General features: G+C 60.7%; 15 protein-coding genes and 2 pseudogenes. 8 read left to right on the forward strand and 9 right to left on the reverse strand.

Annotation, left to right across the window (positions count from 1 at the left end):
• Positions 1-11: 11 nt before the first annotated feature.
• Positions 12-862: pseudogene (gene rarD / locus ACLI1M_RS07760) on the forward strand (EamA family transporter RarD).
• 61 nt (positions 863-923) lie between these two features.
• Here the strand turns inward: rarD and ACLI1M_RS07765 are convergent.
• The 5 genes from ACLI1M_RS07765 to lspA are packed head-to-tail and all read right to left on the reverse strand — an operon-like array spanning position 924 to position 4,158.
• Positions 924-1,118, reverse strand: coding sequence for a permease (locus ACLI1M_RS07765; RefSeq protein WP_248099906.1), 195 nt, complete (start codon positions 1,116-1,118; stop codon positions 924-926).
• A gap of 13 nt (positions 1,119-1,131) precedes the next feature.
• Complete coding sequence (locus ACLI1M_RS07770) at positions 1,132-2,154, reverse strand: HNH endonuclease signature motif containing protein (protein ID WP_248099904.1); 1,023 nt, start codon at positions 2,152-2,154, stop codon at positions 1,132-1,134.
• A 60-nt stretch (positions 2,155-2,214) separates the two neighbouring features.
• Positions 2,215-2,751 carry a hypothetical protein gene (locus tag ACLI1M_RS07775; protein WP_248099901.1) on the reverse strand — a complete coding sequence of 179 codons (537 nt, stop codon included), beginning with the start codon at positions 2,749-2,751 and terminating at the stop codon, positions 2,215-2,217.
• Positions 2,748-3,674: an RluA family pseudouridine synthase gene (locus tag ACLI1M_RS07780; protein WP_248099899.1), complete on the reverse strand. Its 927-nt coding sequence runs from the start codon at positions 3,672-3,674 to the stop codon at positions 2,748-2,750. The genes ACLI1M_RS07775 and ACLI1M_RS07780 overlap by 4 nt, the downstream gene beginning before the upstream one ends.
• Entirely contained in the window at positions 3,667-4,158 is a 492-nt protein-coding gene (gene lspA / locus ACLI1M_RS07785; RefSeq protein WP_034655419.1) for a signal peptidase II, read from the reverse strand. The genes ACLI1M_RS07780 and lspA overlap by 8 nt, the downstream gene beginning before the upstream one ends.
• A 41-nt stretch (positions 4,159-4,199) precedes the next feature.
• Here lspA and ACLI1M_RS07790 point away from each other — a divergent pair, with 41 nt between their 5' ends.
• Entirely contained in the window at positions 4,200-5,141 is a 942-nt protein-coding gene (locus ACLI1M_RS07790; RefSeq protein WP_023021221.1) for a hypothetical protein, read from the forward strand.
• Here ACLI1M_RS07790 and ACLI1M_RS07795 read toward each other — a convergent pair whose 3' ends face one another.
• Complete coding sequence (locus ACLI1M_RS07795; RefSeq protein ID WP_239207534.1) at positions 5,142-5,792, reverse strand: hypothetical protein; 651 nt, start codon at positions 5,790-5,792, stop codon at positions 5,142-5,144.
• Positions 5,793-5,900: 108 nt separating this feature from the next.
• Here ACLI1M_RS07795 and ACLI1M_RS07800 point away from each other — a divergent pair, with 108 nt between their 5' ends.
• Positions 5,901-6,788, forward strand: coding sequence for an asparaginase (locus tag ACLI1M_RS07800; RefSeq protein WP_248099897.1), 888 nt, complete (start codon positions 5,901-5,903; stop codon positions 6,786-6,788).
• Between the two features lie 4 nt (positions 6,789-6,792).
• Here the strand turns inward: ACLI1M_RS07800 and ACLI1M_RS07805 are convergent, their stop codons facing one another.
• A complete protein-coding gene (locus ACLI1M_RS07805) occupies positions 6,793-8,181 on the reverse strand; it encodes a DNA polymerase IV (protein ID WP_239207532.1) in 1,389 nt (462 codons plus the stop codon).
• Between the two features lie 143 nt (positions 8,182-8,324).
• Here ACLI1M_RS07805 and ACLI1M_RS07810 point away from each other — a divergent pair, with 143 nt between their 5' ends.
• The 4 genes from ACLI1M_RS07810 (at position 8,325) to ACLI1M_RS07825 (ending at position 11,026) form a co-directional block, all read left to right on the forward strand.
• Positions 8,325-8,474: a hypothetical protein gene (locus tag ACLI1M_RS07810; protein ID WP_248099895.1), complete on the forward strand. Its 150-nt coding sequence runs from the start codon at positions 8,325-8,327 to the stop codon at positions 8,472-8,474.
• Positions 8,464-9,087 (forward strand): exonuclease SbcCD subunit D, encoded by a 624-nt coding sequence (locus ACLI1M_RS07815; protein ID WP_248099893.1) that lies wholly within the window; start codon positions 8,464-8,466, stop codon positions 9,085-9,087. The genes ACLI1M_RS07810 and ACLI1M_RS07815 overlap by 11 nt, the downstream gene beginning before the upstream one ends.
• Before the next feature lie 65 nt (positions 9,088-9,152).
• The gene (locus tag ACLI1M_RS07820) at positions 9,153-9,797 is read left to right on the forward strand and encodes a GntR family transcriptional regulator (RefSeq protein ID WP_248099891.1); all 645 of its coding nucleotides are present in this window, start codon (positions 9,153-9,155) and stop codon (positions 9,795-9,797) included.
• Positions 9,794-11,026 (forward strand): MFS transporter, encoded by a 1,233-nt coding sequence (locus ACLI1M_RS07825; protein WP_248099889.1) that lies wholly within the window; start codon positions 9,794-9,796, stop codon positions 11,024-11,026. Before ACLI1M_RS07820 ends, ACLI1M_RS07825 begins: the two co-directional genes overlap by 4 nt.
• 69 nt (positions 11,027-11,095) lie before the next feature.
• Here ACLI1M_RS07825 and ileS read toward each other — a convergent pair whose 3' ends face one another.
• Positions 11,096-14,266 (reverse strand): isoleucine--tRNA ligase, encoded by a 3,171-nt coding sequence (gene ileS, locus ACLI1M_RS07830; RefSeq protein WP_248099886.1) that lies wholly within the window; start codon positions 14,264-14,266, stop codon positions 11,096-11,098.
• 318 nt (positions 14,267-14,584) lie between these two features.
• Here ileS and ACLI1M_RS07835 point away from each other — a divergent pair.
• A pseudogene (locus tag ACLI1M_RS07835) lies at positions 14,585-15,556 on the forward strand (HNH endonuclease signature motif containing protein).
• A gap of 49 nt (positions 15,557-15,605) precedes the next feature.
• Here ACLI1M_RS07835 and ACLI1M_RS07840 read toward each other — a convergent pair.
• A complete protein-coding gene (locus tag ACLI1M_RS07840) occupies positions 15,606-15,827 on the reverse strand; it encodes a zinc-binding dehydrogenase (RefSeq protein ID WP_200288871.1) in 222 nt (73 codons plus the stop codon).
• Positions 15,828-15,878: the final 51 nt, after the last annotated feature.

Consider the following 15,878-nt stretch of genomic DNA (forward strand, 5'->3'; position numbering starts at 1 on the left):
ATTATTTTGTGATGCTCTACACGCTGGCCGCCTACATCATGTGGGGATTTTCCCCGCGTTCTTCCCTCTCTTGTTGCCGGCATCGCCTTTAGAAATCTTGGCCCACCGCGTGCTGTGGACCGCGGTGTTGGTCACGGGATTTTTGTGCCTCGCCGGCCGATGGCGCGAGTTAGTGCGCATGGACAAGCGCACGTGGGGCTGGCTCGCGGCCGCGGGAGTATTCATCACGGCTAATTGGGGCACCTACGTGGTGGCGATTAATAGCAACCACGTAGCCGATGCGGCGCTGGGGTACTTCATCAATCCCCTCGTATCAGTTGCCCTCGGCATGGTGTTTTTGAAAGAGCGGCTGCGGCCGTGGCAGGCCGGCGCGGTGGGGGTTGCGGCCATCGCGGTGCTGTATTTGACATTCTTTACCGGCCAGGCGCCCTATATTTCGCTGTTATTGGCCTTCAGCTTCGGGATTTATGGGCTGCTCAAAAAGCAGGTGCGGGTATCCTCGGCCGTCTCGGTGGCAGCGGAGGCGCTCGTGATGTCACCACTAGCGGTGGGCTACATCCTGTGGCTAGAAAGTAGCGGCCAGGGCACCTTCGCTAGCGAAGGAACCGGCCACGCGCTGCTTTTGGTGAGCGCCGGCTTAATCACCGCACTGCCGCTTCTTTGCTTTGCAGAGGGCGCGCGGACGCTACGCTTATCGACGATCGGCATGCTCCAATACCTCACCCCCATCATGCAAATGCTATGGGCGCTTTTCGTCACCCACGAGCACTTTTCGACCCACCGGTGGATCGGTTTCGGCATCATCGGCTTAGCCGTAGCAATCTACGTGGTCGACCTAGTGCGCATGGCTAGGAGCGCTTGAGTTCCTCGCGGGCAGCGCGAGCACGGCGTCGTGCGGCCTGCTCTTCCTCCGCTTTTAGTGCCTAGCGGGGCATCACTGCGATAAGGAAGATGCCATAGGCACACACGATCCCCGAAAACACCAGCGTCATCGGGGTGCCGCCGGAAACGAGGCCAATAAGCAGTGCGATGCCGGAGACCACCGCCGCAACCCAGGCGGCGATATAAGCAAACTTGTAGTTGGGCATCCACTGCGAAAAAGGCTGCTGCGAGAACATAGGTCTAGCCTACCTAGGTAGGGCTAGTGTCAACCAGATCCGGCGGGGGCTCTTCCCAGGGGTTGACCCAGCGCACGCCGCGGGCCGTGCGCTCGAAGCGGCCGTTGCGCGGCGGGCCGGTGCGATGATCGTCATTGCGGCCATTGTGATAAGCGCAGGCGGTGGTGAGGTTCTTCGCGTTCGTCCACCCGCCGCCGGCCCAGCTGAATATGTGGTGGACTTGGCACTCATCGGCAGGCTTGTGGCAGCCCTTAACCGGGCAGGTGGGGTTTTCCGCCGCGGCCATCATAAACTGCTTCCAGGTCGCCCCGCGGCGCATGCGGTACAGATTCACCGGACCTTCCACGGGATGCAGCAGGGTGACAAACCCCTCCTCTGCCAGCGCGCGCTGGGCCAATTCGGCACCGGTTATCTGCGCGCCGTTGGTCATGGTCAGCACCACATCATCACTGCCATGGGCCACGCCGACCAATTTATCTAGTGGCACCACAACATTAGTGCGCACGGTAGAGGTAGAGGCACCGGTGCGGAAGAGGGAGGCGACGTCGGCAAGCGAGCCGGCATGCTGGTGAAGTTCCGCAATGAGCGCGGAAGGACCGGTGATAGAAAGCGTCCACGGCTTTCCGGCGGCGCGGCGCCGCAGCCGCACGCCAGGCTTGTGCTCGCGTGGCGCGCGCATCCTGCGCAGCTTGGTGCGGGCACGCCTTTCCATCTCCCGCGTATCGCAGGCAAGGTGGGTGAGCTCGGCGCGCAGGGCCCAGGCGCGAGCTTGGGTGGGCGCGCGACGCGCATGCTTTTCGATGACCTCCAGCGTCGGCAGTGAATGCCTGTTACGCCGCGCCCCATCCACCGCGCGCCGTTGGCGGCGGCGAAAGCTGGTGGGGCCGAAGTAGACCTGCGCGAGCTGCGCAATAGAGTCCGCTGCGGCATCGGGCATGCCGGCGGCGGCAAGGTCGGCAGCAGAAACGGCGGCGGCCTCGGCGAGGATATCCATTGCCGAGTTCAGTGCCGCGATATAGGCCCGAATATGTTCCATGCCCCTGATGCTAAAAGCGCTGCGGGGGCACTGCGCGCTGCGGGAGCAAAGAAGGCGAGATTAGCTGGGAGGGCGGATAGCGAAGCTGCCCCAGGCGGCGTCGGCAGGCGCGGGTTCGACGGCGGCAACGGAGGGGGTGGAGGCGACGTCGGCAAGCTGGGCGCCCGATCCCCACACCACAACTGCGCTAACCGCGCTGGGCCGCTGCCCATAGGAAGCATCGATGCGGTCGAAGGCGCGCTGGATGACGCCGGCACGGTCCTCACCAGCTCTCGGTTCGGGGACGTCGATGGGGGCGGTGGAGCCAATGAGGATGGCATCCATGCGCGGGGCCGCTGCAACGGCGGCCGCGGCGGCTACGGGCGGTAGTTCCTCGTCAAAGGTAACCAGGGCGTAGGCAGGCTCATTGGGAATGTCGCTGCCCGCCACGCGCGCAATATATTCCGCTCGCGATTCCCCATCCGGGCCGAGCTGGTCTCCTTGCACCTGCGAAGAAGCCTGTGTCCCCAAGGCACCGAAGAGCGCAAGGGCGGCAAGGAAAAGCACCGCTAGCACCGCCAGGGCCGCTAGCCGACGCCGCCGGTAGACCTTCCTCATCCCCGCAGAACCTCCAAGGCATGGTCGAGGTCGGCTGGATACGGTGCCTGAATCTCGAACCATTTTCCGGTGCCGGGATGAGTAAAGCCGAGTTTTACCGCGTGCAGCCACTGGCGCTGGAGCCCAAGGCGCTTAGCCAGGTTCGGATCCGAGCCGTACATCGGATCGCCCACGCACGGGTGGCCGGTGGCGGACATGTGCACGCGGATCTGGTGGGTACGGCCGGTCTCTAGGTGCACCTCGATGAGGCTGGCCTCACGAAAGGCCTCGATGAGGCTGTAATGGGTGACGGCCGCTTTGCCGTCGTCAAGCACGGCGAATTTCCAGCCCGACTTGGGGTGGCGGCCGATGGGCGCATCGACGGTGCCCTCAATGGGATCTGGCAGGCCTTGGACCACAGCGTGGTAAGTCTTTTTCACGCTCCGATTCTTAAAGGCATGCTTGAGCGCAGAGTAGGCGCGCTCCGAGGAAGCCACGACCATCACGCCAGATGTACCCACATCGAGGCGGTGCACGATTCCCTGGCGCTCGGTCGGCCCGGACGAAGCCACGGTATAGCCGGCCGCGCGCAGCCCGCCGATCACCGTCGGCCCGTCCCAACCCACGCTGGGGTGCGCGGCCACGCCCACCGGCTTATGCACGCAGATGATATCGGCATCGCTGTAGAGCACGTCCATGCCCTCGACCAGCTCTTCGCGCGGCAGCAGCGGCTTTTCTGGCTCCGGCAAAAGCACGGAGACCACGTTGCCGGAAATCAAACGCTCGGACTTGCCCAGCTCCTGGGAATCGATGGTCACGCTGCCCTCGGCGCACAACTGCGCGGTGGCGCTGCGGGAAAGGCCAAGGAGCTTGGCCAGGGCGGCGTCGGCACGCATGCCTTCTAGCCCTTCGGGGATGGGGAAGCTGCGCATCTGCCTATTCATGCTCGGCCTTCCTTTCCTCCAGCACCATGGTGATAATGAAAAGCACCACTCCGCAGGTGATAGCCGCATCTGCGATATTGAACACGGCGAAAGAGCCAACCGAAATATAGTCCACCACGTGCCCGAACCAGAAGCCGGGGGCGCGGAAGATGCGGTCGGCAAAATTACCCAGCGCACCGCCAGCAATGAGCGCTAGGCCTACTGCCTGACCGGAGTGGGTAATGCGCGGGGCGGCTACGGCCACGCCGAGCACAAAGACCAATTGGATGGTAGTAAACAGCCACGTAGATCCCTCCCCGCCCATGGAAAAGGCGGCACCAGGATTAAAAAGCAGCGTAAAACGGAACCAGTCCCCAATCACCGGCAGGGGTTCGCCCTCGTTAAGGATGGAGAGCATTACCTGCTTCACGGCTTGATCCACCAGCGCCACGGCAATGACTACTGCGGCGATAAGTCCTGTCTTGCTCCTTCGTTTTTGACTCACCCGGTCTATTCTAAACGGGAGCGTCCGGTATTTTGGTAAGCGTGTTTCGAGTCAAAGTTTTTGCAGCCCTGACCACAGCCGCCGTAGCGCTTACGGCGTGTTCCTCTGAAAAGCCAGGCCCGGCGGTGGAACAACCCGTAGGCCTGACCATCGACGCCCCGCGCGTCACCGTGGATAATCCCGGAACCGGAGAGAAAAAACTCCTGGAATACCGCGATATCGACTCCACGCAGGACCTAAACTACCGCGTTACCGAGGGCTTTGCGCAGGACCTGCTCAAAAAGTCCGCAGCTGAGAAGTTTCAGGCCGCCGACGTCGATTCCACCACTACTACCCTGCCGCTATCGGCCAAGGTAGAAAAGGCCAGCGAGGACGTCGAAGACCAGCTACCAGCCAGCCGCAATGCCTTCGTCACGGCCGGAACTCCAGAATCTACCGGAGATAAAGACGTCTCCTCGGCGGAGGGATTCCAATTTGGTTGGCGTGGCCAGGACACCGGCCAGATGAATTCGCTGCGCTTAGCCGCGCCCCAGAATGCCACGGATGATGCCCGCGGCTCCGTCGAACAAGCGATTATGAAGCTGACGGCCCTACCCGTAGTTTTCCCTACCGAGGAGGTGGGCAAGGGCGCGAGCTGGTCGGTGGATTCGCGCGTGACCGGCGAGTCTACCCTGCTGCAGACCACGCGCTATACGGTCGATTCCATCGATGGCGACCGAGTGAAACTAAACGTAGAGGTAGAACAGCGGCCCTCGCTAGGCGCACTGTCCTTTGAAGGCCAGGCCCAGGGCACGGAGCTGGAGAACAAAGAGCTCAAGGTTTTAGATTCCAGCACCAAATCCAAGGGCAGCATCACGGTGGATTTGAGCAAGCCGCTGCCCGTAGACGGTGACGTGTCTTTCGACACTAAGGTCATTTATGGTGCCGCCGGCTCGGAGCTGCGCGTGGTGCAGTCGAGCCTGACGGAGCTGAACTTTTCCTAGTTACTCGGCCGGGGCTTCTACAGGAGCCTCTGCCGGGGCCTGCTCGGCACCAGCAGCGGGGGCATCGCCTTCCGCGGGTGCACCGTCGCCCTCGGCCGGAGCCGGGGCAGGTGCGGAGGCACCGGCGCCAGTGTCCGCACACATTTCTGGAACTTGCTCTGGCGGCACCGTGTTTTGGATAAGCGTGCAAGCCCAAGCCTTGGAAAGCTTCCAGGTGCCATTTTCATACACAAACTCCACCTGTTCTGCGGTCTGCTGCTGGCCGTCAGCGGTGGTGAAGTTCACGGTGGTAAGCACGGACTGCGGGTCATAGCCCGGCAGTACAGGATCAACGACCTCGAATTCAGCGCCGGATTCCGCCTTGGACTTTGCCATAGTGTCAAAGATTTCCGGCGCGGTCTCGCCGCCTTGCACGGTGGAGGTCTTTTCTTGCTCGGAGGCATTGGGGTCGGTGGCCTTGGCCAAAATTGCGTTTAGGTCAGCCGGGGACGGCAGCGCGGGGGCGGCGGAATCGCCGTCCGAGGAAGCGGATTCCTGTGCCTCGGTGTTGGCGGCGGCGGAATTGTCCTGCTCATCGTCGGAAGAGCAGGCGGCCAGGGCGGTAGCCGCGGTCAGTGCGAGGCACGCGGCGCTAAACTTGCGGAATTTCACTTCTAACTCCTCACGTGTGGGTTCCAAACTCCCATCAGTTTACAGCTGCACCACCCTTTTCCGGATTGCGCCCGCCGCGTGGACGCAGATTTCTTTAACCTTAGATACATGACCCGAATTGCTTTGATCGCCACCGGCGGCACAATAGCGTGTACCACCACAGCCGATGGTTCCCTTGTTCCCACCGTCTCCGGCGCGACCCTAGCCGCAGATATCGACGCCGAGGTAGTGGAGTTTCGGCAGCTCGACTCCTCCTCTATCACTTTGGCGGACCTCGATGAGCTCATTGCGGTGGTTAACGCCCAAACGTCGCGGGAGGACATCGACGGTGTAATCATCACCCATGGCACCGACTCGATGGAAGAGACCGCGTTGGCGCTGGAGATTTTCTGTAGCGGTGCAAAGCCCATCGTGCTTACTGGTGCGCAGCATTCCCACGATCACCCCGCGGCGGACGGCCCTAGCAACCTGCGCGATGCCCGCAATCTTGCAGCCAGCGGGCGCGCCGGGGTATTCCTCTGCTTTGGGGGTGCGAGCATTCCGGCGCGCGGTGCGCGCAAGCGGCACACCAGTGACCTGCGCGGATTCGAGTCTCTGGGTATCCCTGGCACCACGCCGCGCCTAGCTCCTGCCCCGCTGGCGCCGCACCCGGTGGAGATCATCCCAGCCTATCCGGGGGCCGGGCGCCTGCTGGTTGATGCCGCCGCCAATTCCCCTACCTGCGGCCTCATTATCGAGGCCATGGGCTCGGGCAATATGGGCGAGGACATGGGCCGCGCGCTTGCCGACGCCCTCCGCACCGGCCTCCCCGTCGTCATTTCAACCCGCACACCCTACGGCCCAACAGCGCTTGCCTACGGCGGCGACGGCGGTGGCGCGAGCCTTGAGAAACTGGGCGCTATTAACGCCGGGTCTTTCCGCCCGAGCCAGGCGCGAATCCTGCTGGCAGCGGCACTGGCCACTGGCACCGACCCAGCTGAGCTATTCCGACAGTAAATGCTTAGTCTTCGGTGGCGAGCCAATCCTGCCAATCAAGCGAGTCGAGCGGATCCGCCGGCACGAGCGCGGGGTCATCGGCCGCGAAAGACTTGGTCCGGCCGGGCCCCGTGGCACGGGTTTCAAAGCGCACGCTTACTACCCCATGCCCGGCGCCCTGAATCCAGCCGTGGCCGTATTCGGGGTGGAATACGTCTTGCGTTGCGTGCCACTGGTTATCGGTTTCTTCTTCCACCGTCACCGTCGGTGTCGGTACTGGCGGCGCAACGTCGTCGCTCACCCCGGTTTCATAGTCCGTATCTGCCGGCGCGGGCCGCACGATTTCACGGTCCAGTTCCGGGAAGAGCACGTCTTGGCGGGCGGTTTCTAACCCGGAATAGCTCACTCCCACTAGGCGAATGGGCCCGAGCTCATCGGGATAGCGGGCGAGCTTGAAGGCGGCGGCGGTGAGCACGGCGGCGTCGTCAGTCGCGTACGGCAAGGTAGTTGAGCGCGACTCGATGTGAAAGTCCGCCATGCGCAGCTTCACCGTCACGGTGCGTGCGCCACGCCCGTCCTTGAGCAGCCGGCGGTGTGCGCCCTCCGCCGCGCGGGCTATAGCTGCATCGACCTCCGGCACGGTTAGCAAATCCTTCGGGTAGGTGTGCTCGGTAGAAATCTGCTTAGAAATAGCGCGCGGCGCTACCTCTCGGTCATCAATACCGCGGGCCAGCTGCCACAGCTGCAGACCTACCACGCTGCCGATAGAAATCTCCACTTCCTTGCGCGTCATCGCCGCGAGCTGTCCAATGGTTTCCACCCCAATGGAATTCAGCTTCGCGCCGGTCACTGGGCCGACTCCCCATAGCTTGTTCACCGCAAGCGGGTGCAGCATTTCAAGCTGGCGCTCGGCCGGGATTACGAAGGTGCCATCGGGTTTCGCCTCGCCTGAGCCAATCTTGGCAAATTGCTTACCCGAACCCGCACCGATGGAGCACGGCAGCCCCGTTTCCTTACGGATGAGCGCGCGCAATTCATCCGCCCAGCGCTTGACCTCATCCGCGCTCGCGCCTTGCAGGGCGGCGGGTTCCATAAAGGCCTCATCGATGGAAAGTTGCTCGATGACTTCCACGTGTTGCGCGATGATGTCGAATACCCGGCGCGAGGCCGCCGAATAGACCACCCGGCGCGGCTGCACCACTACCGCACGGAGCCCAACGAGCTGCTGCGCGCGGTACATCGGCATGGCCGAATGCGCACCGTACACGCGCGCCTCGTAGGAGGCGCCTGCCACCACGCCGCGTCCGCTGGTTCCGCCCACCAAAACCGGACGCCCCCGCAGCGTAGGCCGGGTCAGCTGCTCGACGGAGGCGAAAAATGCGTCCATGTCGATGTGTAGAACCCAGCGTTGCATGCAGCCCAGTCTAATAGGCGTCCCCCAGAGCGTTTATGTGCCGTTAATTAAAGCTTTGATTGCTTTCCATCTTCGGGCCACTCCCCTGCAATGTCACGGTTTTATCTTTTACGGGTCCTTTTTAAGGAAGGCATTTTCTAGATATGAACTCACCACACGTAGTCTTGCGCGGCAGAAAGCGCGAATTCGCCGGCAATAAGGCCTGCCCCGAGACCAATCTCCGCGGCAAGTCCACCGTTGACTTGGTAGCTAGCACGTGGTGGCGCACCCGAAAGACCGCACATGCCCGCTAGCATCTTTGTCTTTGCCGATCTGCACCTAGGCCACCCTGACTCCCCTGGACTGCGCTGGGCCCTTCAAGAACTTGAGGCTGCCGCCAATAGCGGTGCTACGGCGTGCGTGTGCCTAGGCGATATCATCGACCGTAATGCCACAGCGAGCGAGTGTGTGCCCCAGGTCCGCACCGTTTTGGACCGTGCTGTCGAGCTTTTCAACGAAGTCCACTTCATTTCCGGAAATCACGATACTCACCATGAGCTAGACTTCCCGCCCGAGGTCACCGTGCATAGCACGCAAGTACATACCTTTCAGATTGGGGAGACCACAGTGCTTAGCGCAGCGGCCGCAACCGATCCGGACCTGCGCCGCCTCCAGCTTCCGCCGCGACCCAGCGACGCACCCTTTCTTGGCCTCCTGCACTCCTCCGTCACCGGCGAGTTTTCCCACGCCATCTGTCTACCACTTTCTGTAGACCAGCTACGGGCTTGCGGTGCCGACGCCTGGATCCTTGGACATGTACATTCGCCGCTCACGCTTGCCGACGCCCCCTTCATCGGCTGGGTCGGCATGGGCAACGGCTTACTCTTCGACCCCGATACGTGCCACGTCACACGATTGCCTAACTAGATTCGTTCCCCACAAAGTACACCTTCACGCTTGCTTGCATGCAAGCTTGTATGCAAGATGGATGCATGTCCAATGAACGAATGCAGCCCGCTGCGGAGCGCGCCTATGACTTCGTCAAAGAGAAGATCATCGACGGCTCCTTCGAGCCCTCGCAGATGCTTTCCGAGGCCTCCCTGGCTACCGAGATGGGGATTAGCCGCACCCCAATGCACGAGGCTTTCCTGCGCCTAGAGGTCGAAGGCTTCCTCCAGCTCTATCCCAGGCGAGGTGCACTTATCGTGCCGATTAGCCCGCAGGAAATCCGCGAGGTTTATGAGGCGCGCTTACTCGTAGACAGGCACTGCGCTGAGAAAATCTGCGCCATGCCTGATGCCGAGCGCGCGGACATCGCTGATCAGCTAGACGCGACCATCACGGAACAAGACACGGCGTTGGATGGCGCAGACCTACGCGCCTATGCCCAGCTGGACGCACGTTTCCACCAGATCATCATGGATGGCGGGGCGAATAGCCTGCTGGCGGGACTGGGACACCAGTTGCGCGAGCGCCAACAGCGTTTTACCGCCACAGCCATTGGCCGCAACGTGGCCCGCGCCCGCACCTTCGTGGATCAGCACCGCACGCTTGCCGATGCCCTCCGCACCGGCGACCTCGACGCCTACCTTTCTGCATTGGATACCCACCTAACCAACTCGAGGAATCAACTATGACCGAAAAGTTTGCCAAACACTCATGGTTTCCCGTCGCCGGCAGCATGGTTGCCGTGGCGTGGGGAGGCAATGAGTTCACCCCTCTCCTAGTTATGTACCGCGAGCAATCACACTTCTCGCAGGTCACCGTCAACGGGCTCCTAGCCGCTTATGTGCTCGGCATCGTGCCTGCACTGCTTATCTCTGGCCCGCTTTCTGACTACATCGGCCGCCGCCCCACGATGCTGCCTGCCGCACCACTATCGCTTCTAGGTTCCTTCCTTCTATCCATCGCACCGAACGAGCCACTCGTCATCGCCGTGGGCCGCATCATGTGTGGCTTAGCTCTAGGCATCGTCATGGCGGTCGGCTCCACGTGGGTGGCGGAGCTTATCACCCGCGCCGGCGGCGACCCCGCCGCTGGACCGCGCCACGCTTCGATGTGCCTGACCCTCGGTTTCCTCATCGGGGCTGGCCTCGCCTCGGTGCTGGCCCAGTGGGGGCCATGGCCTACCCACCTAGCCTATATCCTGCACATCCTGCTCACCGTCGCCACCGCTATCTGGTTGATGAAGACACCGGAGACTCGCCCGCCACGTGGCGCTACGGTAAAAGACACCTTCCTTGACTTGAGCATCCGCGACATGCTGCGCATGCTGCACATTCCCTCCGCAGCACACCGCCGCTTCGTGCGCATCGTCTTGCCGGTAGCACCGTGGGTCTTCGGCTGCGCTGGTGCCGCCTACGCGCTCTTGCCCCAACTTTTGTCCAAGTCTGCCAGTGAAGCACCCATTGCTTTCTCCGGCCTCATGACTGTTATCACCTTGGGCTGCGGCGTTGGCGTCCAAATGCTCGGCAAGGTCATTGACACCAGCCGGTCCGCCCGTGCTTCCGCGGTGGCAATGGGAGTTATCACCGTAGGCACCATCCTCGGTGCGGTTGCCTCTAGTACCCGTTCGCTGCCGCTCGGTATCGCCGGCGCAGCCGTCATGGGTGCAGGATATGGCCTAGCCCTTGTCGCCGGTCTATCCGAGGTCCAGCGCATCGCCCGCCCTGAAGAACTCGCTGGCCTCACCGCCGTGTACTACTCGGTGTCCTACACCGGCTTCTTTATCCCCATGGCCTTCAGCGCGCTCGCCCCGCTGCTCGGCTTTACCACCCTATTCCTCATTGGCGCCGTGCTTGCACTGTGCTGCCTAGTTAACGCGGTCCTCGGCTGGCGCGCTCACCTGCCCGGTCCAGTCCGCTAAGTCCTATCACTCATAAAAATTGCCCAGCCACGCCGGCTGGGCAATTATTTTTAGGTGGCAGCTAGCGCGCTACTGCTTGACGACGGTAGCGCTAACCCCCTTAACCACCTCGTGCACGCCCTCGCCATCAAGCGCCTCGGTGGTCACTTGGAAGTCGGTGGCGAGTACTTCACCGGCTATATGGTCGGCGTGACGCTCAGCCCATGCCTTCTTCGCCTCCGGTACGGCAAGTACGGCCGCGATGCGATCCGAGACCTCGAACCCAGAAGCCTTGCGGGCATCCTGGAGGCCACGGATAACGTCCGCCGCCCAGCCTTCAGCCTCGAGCTCTTCGGTCACTTCAGTATCGAGTACCACAAGGCCATCGAGCCCTTCGATACGCGCGGTCGACTTCGGGTTCGCTGCCTGGAGGCGCTCCGTGTACTCATCCGGACCAAGCACAATATCGCCGTCAACCACGACCTCATCGCCGCGGCGCTCATAATTGCCCGCCTTGAGGTTCTTGATGGCGCGCTGCACGTCCTTGCCCAAGCGCGGGCCGGCGACCTTGGCGTTGCAGACTACCTGGAAGGTGCCCACCGAATCGACATCATCGGTAAGCTCAACTTCCTTAACGTTGACCTCGTCGCGAATGATATCGGCAAAGTCCGCCAAACGCTGTGCCCCTGCAAGAGCCACCGTCAGCTTCGGCAGCGGCAACCGGTTGCGCAACTTATTGGACTTGCGCACCGACGATGCTGCCGAGGCCACCGCACGGGTCGCATCCATCGCAGACACCAGATCTGCATCGGCTGGGTAATCCGCGGCCTGCGGGAAATCCGCCAAGTGCACAGAACGCTCGCCGGTTAGCCCGCGGTAGATAACTTCCGCCACGTGCGGCAAAAGCGGCGCGACCACGCGAGTCACGGTTTCCAACACGGTGTACAAGGTATTGAAGGCCTCAGGATGGGCTTCCTCGCCCTCCCAGAATCGCTCGCGCGAGCGACGCACGTACCAGTTGGTCAAAACGTCTGCAAACAGGCGTACCTCTTCGGTTGCCGTAGAGATATCGGTATCGGCAAGCGCCGCGTCCACCTTAGCTACGACATCGTGGGTTTTGGCCAAGATATAGCGGTCCAAAACATGCGTAGAGGTGGTGTCGAACTTGGCTTCTTTTTCCGCGTAGAGCTGCAGGAAAGTATAGGCGTTCCAAATAGGCAAGATAGCCTGGCGCACGCCCTCGCGGATGCCCTGCTCGGTCACGATGAGGTTGCCACCGCGCAGGATAGGCGAAGACATCAGGAACCAGCGCATGGCATCCGAACCGTCACGGTCAAAGACTTCATTGACGTTTGGATAATTGCCCTTGGACTTGGACATCTTGAGGCCATCGTTGCCCAGCACGATGCCATGGGCTACGACCTTCTTGTATGCCGGACGATCAAACAGCGCGGTGGACAGCGCGTGCATCACATAGAACCAGCCACGCGTTTGACCGGAGTACTCCACGATGAAGTCAGACGGCGAGTGGGTTTCAAACCACTCTTTATTCTCGAAGGGGTAGTGCTTCTGCGCGAACGGCATCGAGCCGGACTCGAACCAGCAGTCCAATACGTCCGGCACGCGACGCATCATAGACTTGCCGGTTGGATCGTCCGGGTTCGGGCGCACCAACTCATCGATGTGCGGGCGGTGCAGGGACTCCGGGCGGACGCCGAAGTCACGCTCCAGCTCATCCAAGGAGCCGTAGACATCCATGCGTGGGTAATTGTCATCATCGGACATCCACACCGGGATAGGCGCACCCCAGTAGCGGGTACGCGAGATATTCCAGTCGCGCGCACCCTCGAGCCACTTGCCAAACTGACCGTCCCGAATGTGCTCCGGCAGCCACTCGATCTCATTGTGGTTGAGCTCCACCATGCGATCGCGGAACTCGGTTACCTTCACAAACCAGGCTGGCAGAGCCATGTAGATTAGCGGCTCACCCGAGCGCCACGAATGCGGGTAAGAGTGCTCGATGGTCACGTGGCGCACCACTCGCCCAGCGGCCTTCAAGTCCTTGATGATGTCCTTATTGGCATCAAAAACCAGCTGTCCCTCATACGGCGGTACCTGCGAGGTGAACTTGCCGTCCTCGTCCACTGGGATAACCAGCTCGATATCGTACTGGTTAGTGGTATTCATATCGTCTTCACCAAACGCCGGAGCCTGGTGAACCACGCCGGTGCCATCCTCGGTAGTGACATAATCAGCGACCAATACCTGGTAAGCATTGCGCAAATCCGGGAAGAAACCAAAGATCGGCTCATAGGTAAAGCCCTCGAGCTGCGCGCCGGTGAAGGTCTCCAGTACCTCGGCCTCACCTAGTTCCTTTTCCAAGGTAGCCAGCAGGTTTTCCGCCATGATGAAGGTACGGCCGGAAAAATCGCCGTCGGTGGCCCTAAAGAGCACGTAAGAGACCTCTGGGTGAACCGCCAATGCCTCATTAGAAGGCAAGGTCCAGGGGGTGGTGGTCCAGGCGAGGAAGGAGGCGTCGGCAAGCGCGGGGTGCTCCGCCAGTGTCTTTTCTGCCGCGCTTCCCTCACGAGCGCCCTCCACAGGGAAGGTAACCGTCAGGGTCGGATCCTGGCGCATCTTATAGGAATCATCCAGTCGGGTCTCCTGGTTGGACAGAGAAGTATGCTCTGCCCAAGAGTAAGGAAGGACGCGGAATCCCTTGTAGATCAGGCCTTTGTCATAAAGCTCCTTGAACGCCCACATGACCGATTCCATGTAGTTGATGTCCATGGTCTTGTAGCCGTTGTCAAAATCCACCCAGCGGGCCTGGCGGTTGACGTAATCTTCCCACTCGTCGGTGTACTCCAGCACAGACTTGGCGCAGTATTCATTGAACTTTTCCAAGCCCATGTCCTCGATCTGCGCTTTATCAGTAATACCCAGCTGCTTTTCCGCTTCCAGCTCGGCGGGCAGACCGTGGGTATCCCAGCCGAAGACACGAGGCACGTAGTTGCCTGCCATGGTGCGATAGCGCGGAACGATATCTTTTACATAACCGGTCAACAGGTGACCATAGTGCGGCAAGCCATTAGCAAAGGGAGGGCCATCATAGAAGATGTATTCTGGGCAATCCTTTGTCTTTTCTAGTGAAGCCTGGAAGGTATCATCCTGCTTCCAGTACTTCTGAACTTCCTCTTCCATATCCGGGAAGCGACTTGAGCCTCCGGTCATGTCAACCTTGGGGTAAATCTTTTTCGCCATTACAATCCTTCACTCATCACTCGGTGCAGGGACGCGCCTGTCAGGCTCGCGGTACCACCCTGCTTGAGCCCGAAGGCTCCGCTTCGTTTCGGTGAAGGAGTTGACGGTCCCACCCGTTCAGTTCTACTAGGCCGCACTGGCTGTTCTTCTGAATTGCTCCCCGGTGATGGCCGGATCACTGCATGTAGCACAAAGTATAGCGCCCCAGAATCTTCGTGCACAATAAGTTATCCACAGGCTAAAAATTTTCCCTTGTGGGGGCTTGCGCGGGGCAATAAATTGTGAGTCGTGAACGCGCTAGATACTTAGCTCGCAGCCATGGCACCTGGGATGGACATCGTCCTTGGGTGCGCAGGCATGTCTGAGGACGACCTCTGCGCACGGGGCGCTGCCGAAAAGACTGCCCGCGAGCTGGCCTTGTTAAAGGAAGCATACTGCGGCACGACCAAGTTCACGGGGAAACGTCGCCGCGCTATCGAAGGCGCCCAGCACAATGGGCATTCCATTGTTGCCTTATCCATCATTGAAAAGTATGCGCGGAAAATGCCTACGCTTTTCGACGCCTGGGTTCTCCGCGAACAACTCTGCACTACCAAGGCCACAGCAGGGGCGCTGGAGAAGCTGGCTCAGTCCAAAGTCCCGAAGAAAAAGCGCACCGTGAAACCAGGCGTGCGCATCATCCGACGCAAAGATGCTCCGTGGACGCTTGCGTTCGATGGATCGTCTTCGTTTATTGCGGATTTGCACGCAGCGGTAGAAAACCAGAATTAAAAAGCCGCTAGATGTGGTGGAAGATACCTTTTCGGGGACGATAGCGCGCAACGGAGCACCGTAGTAACCAATGTCATCGTGCGGCTGGAAGATTACGTACGCATCGTCAACGGTGACGGTGAGGAAATCACCCTGCAGATGACAAACGGGGCAACGCTTTCGGGTGCGCAATACTTGCGCCGCACGTTAAAGGAACATGGACTCATCACGCTAGTCAGCCCCTACGAAGGCGCGGTAAACCTGTATCGCACGGAGCGCTTCGCCAATGCTAAGCAGCGATTGATGGCGGGTGCAGAAAATCCTGTGTGCCCGTGGCCGCGGTGCGCTAAGCCCGCCGACGAATGCCAAATTCACCATTTAGAACCCTGGCTACACGGTGGATTGACCAATATCGCAAACTTATCCACAGCCTGCGCCTACCACAATGGAGCCAACGATGACGATCCCAATGCCCCACCGCTACGCGGGCGACTTAGCCGCACGAATGGACAGATTCGGTGGCAGCCCCCTGACTGCTAAGACAAGACCGCGAAATAAGGCGCCTCGAGCGCCTTTTTGGCGTGCTATTTTAGTTCTCGCGTAAAGCCTCGCGCAAGGAATCTTGCTCAGGGTGTTGTGCTGCCCGGGCTTTATCGCTGCGATGCTTATGCGCCCAATCCAGAATAAAGCACACCAGACCGAGGCCAGCGGCGGCGAAGACGATATACAGCGACCAGTCGGCACCCGAGATGACGAAGTTGACCAAGGCTACGAATGCCACGAGGGCGAGAACTAAGGCGGCAACAAGCACAATGGTTCCTTTCGGTTAGGTCGGGATAGGGCACCACGGTCTAAAACAACA

This window comes from Corynebacterium sp. LaCa54 (assembly GCF_046717495.1).
In the GTDB taxonomy this organism is placed as follows: Bacteria; Actinomycetota; Actinomycetes; order Mycobacteriales; family Mycobacteriaceae; genus Corynebacterium; species Corynebacterium kefirresidentii.

Excerpts from the sequence above, each read along its gene's own strand:
- ACLI1M_RS07815 (WP_248099893.1), top strand. The coding sequence starts at position 8,464 with ATGCCCGCTAGCATCTTTGTCTTTGCCGATCTGCACCTAGGCCACCCT.
- ACLI1M_RS07775 (WP_248099901.1), bottom strand. The coding sequence starts at position 2,751 with ATGAGGAAGGTCTACCGGCGGCGTCGGCTAGCGGCCCTGGCGGTGCTA.
- ileS (WP_248099886.1), bottom strand. The coding sequence starts at position 14,266 with ATGGCGAAAAAGATTTACCCCAAGGTTGACATGACCGGAGGCTCAAGT.
- ACLI1M_RS07770 (WP_248099904.1), bottom strand. The coding sequence starts at position 2,154 with ATGGAACATATTCGGGCCTATATCGCGGCACTGAACTCGGCAATGGAT.
- ACLI1M_RS07800 (WP_248099897.1), top strand. The coding sequence starts at position 5,901 with ATGACCCGAATTGCTTTGATCGCCACCGGCGGCACAATAGCGTGTACC.
- ACLI1M_RS07820 (WP_248099891.1), top strand. The coding sequence starts at position 9,153 with ATGTCCAATGAACGAATGCAGCCCGCTGCGGAGCGCGCCTATGACTTC.
- ACLI1M_RS07810 (WP_248099895.1), top strand. The coding sequence starts at position 8,325 with ATGAACTCACCACACGTAGTCTTGCGCGGCAGAAAGCGCGAATTCGCC.
- ACLI1M_RS07825 (WP_248099889.1), top strand. The coding sequence starts at position 9,794 with ATGACCGAAAAGTTTGCCAAACACTCATGGTTTCCCGTCGCCGGCAGC.
- ACLI1M_RS07780 (WP_248099899.1), bottom strand. The coding sequence starts at position 3,674 with ATGAATAGGCAGATGCGCAGCTTCCCCATCCCCGAAGGGCTAGAAGGC.
- ACLI1M_RS07805 (WP_239207532.1), bottom strand. The coding sequence starts at position 8,181 with ATGCAACGCTGGGTTCTACACATCGACATGGACGCATTTTTCGCCTCC.
- ACLI1M_RS07765 (WP_248099906.1), bottom strand. The coding sequence starts at position 1,118 with ATGTTCTCGCAGCAGCCTTTTTCGCAGTGGATGCCCAACTACAAGTTT.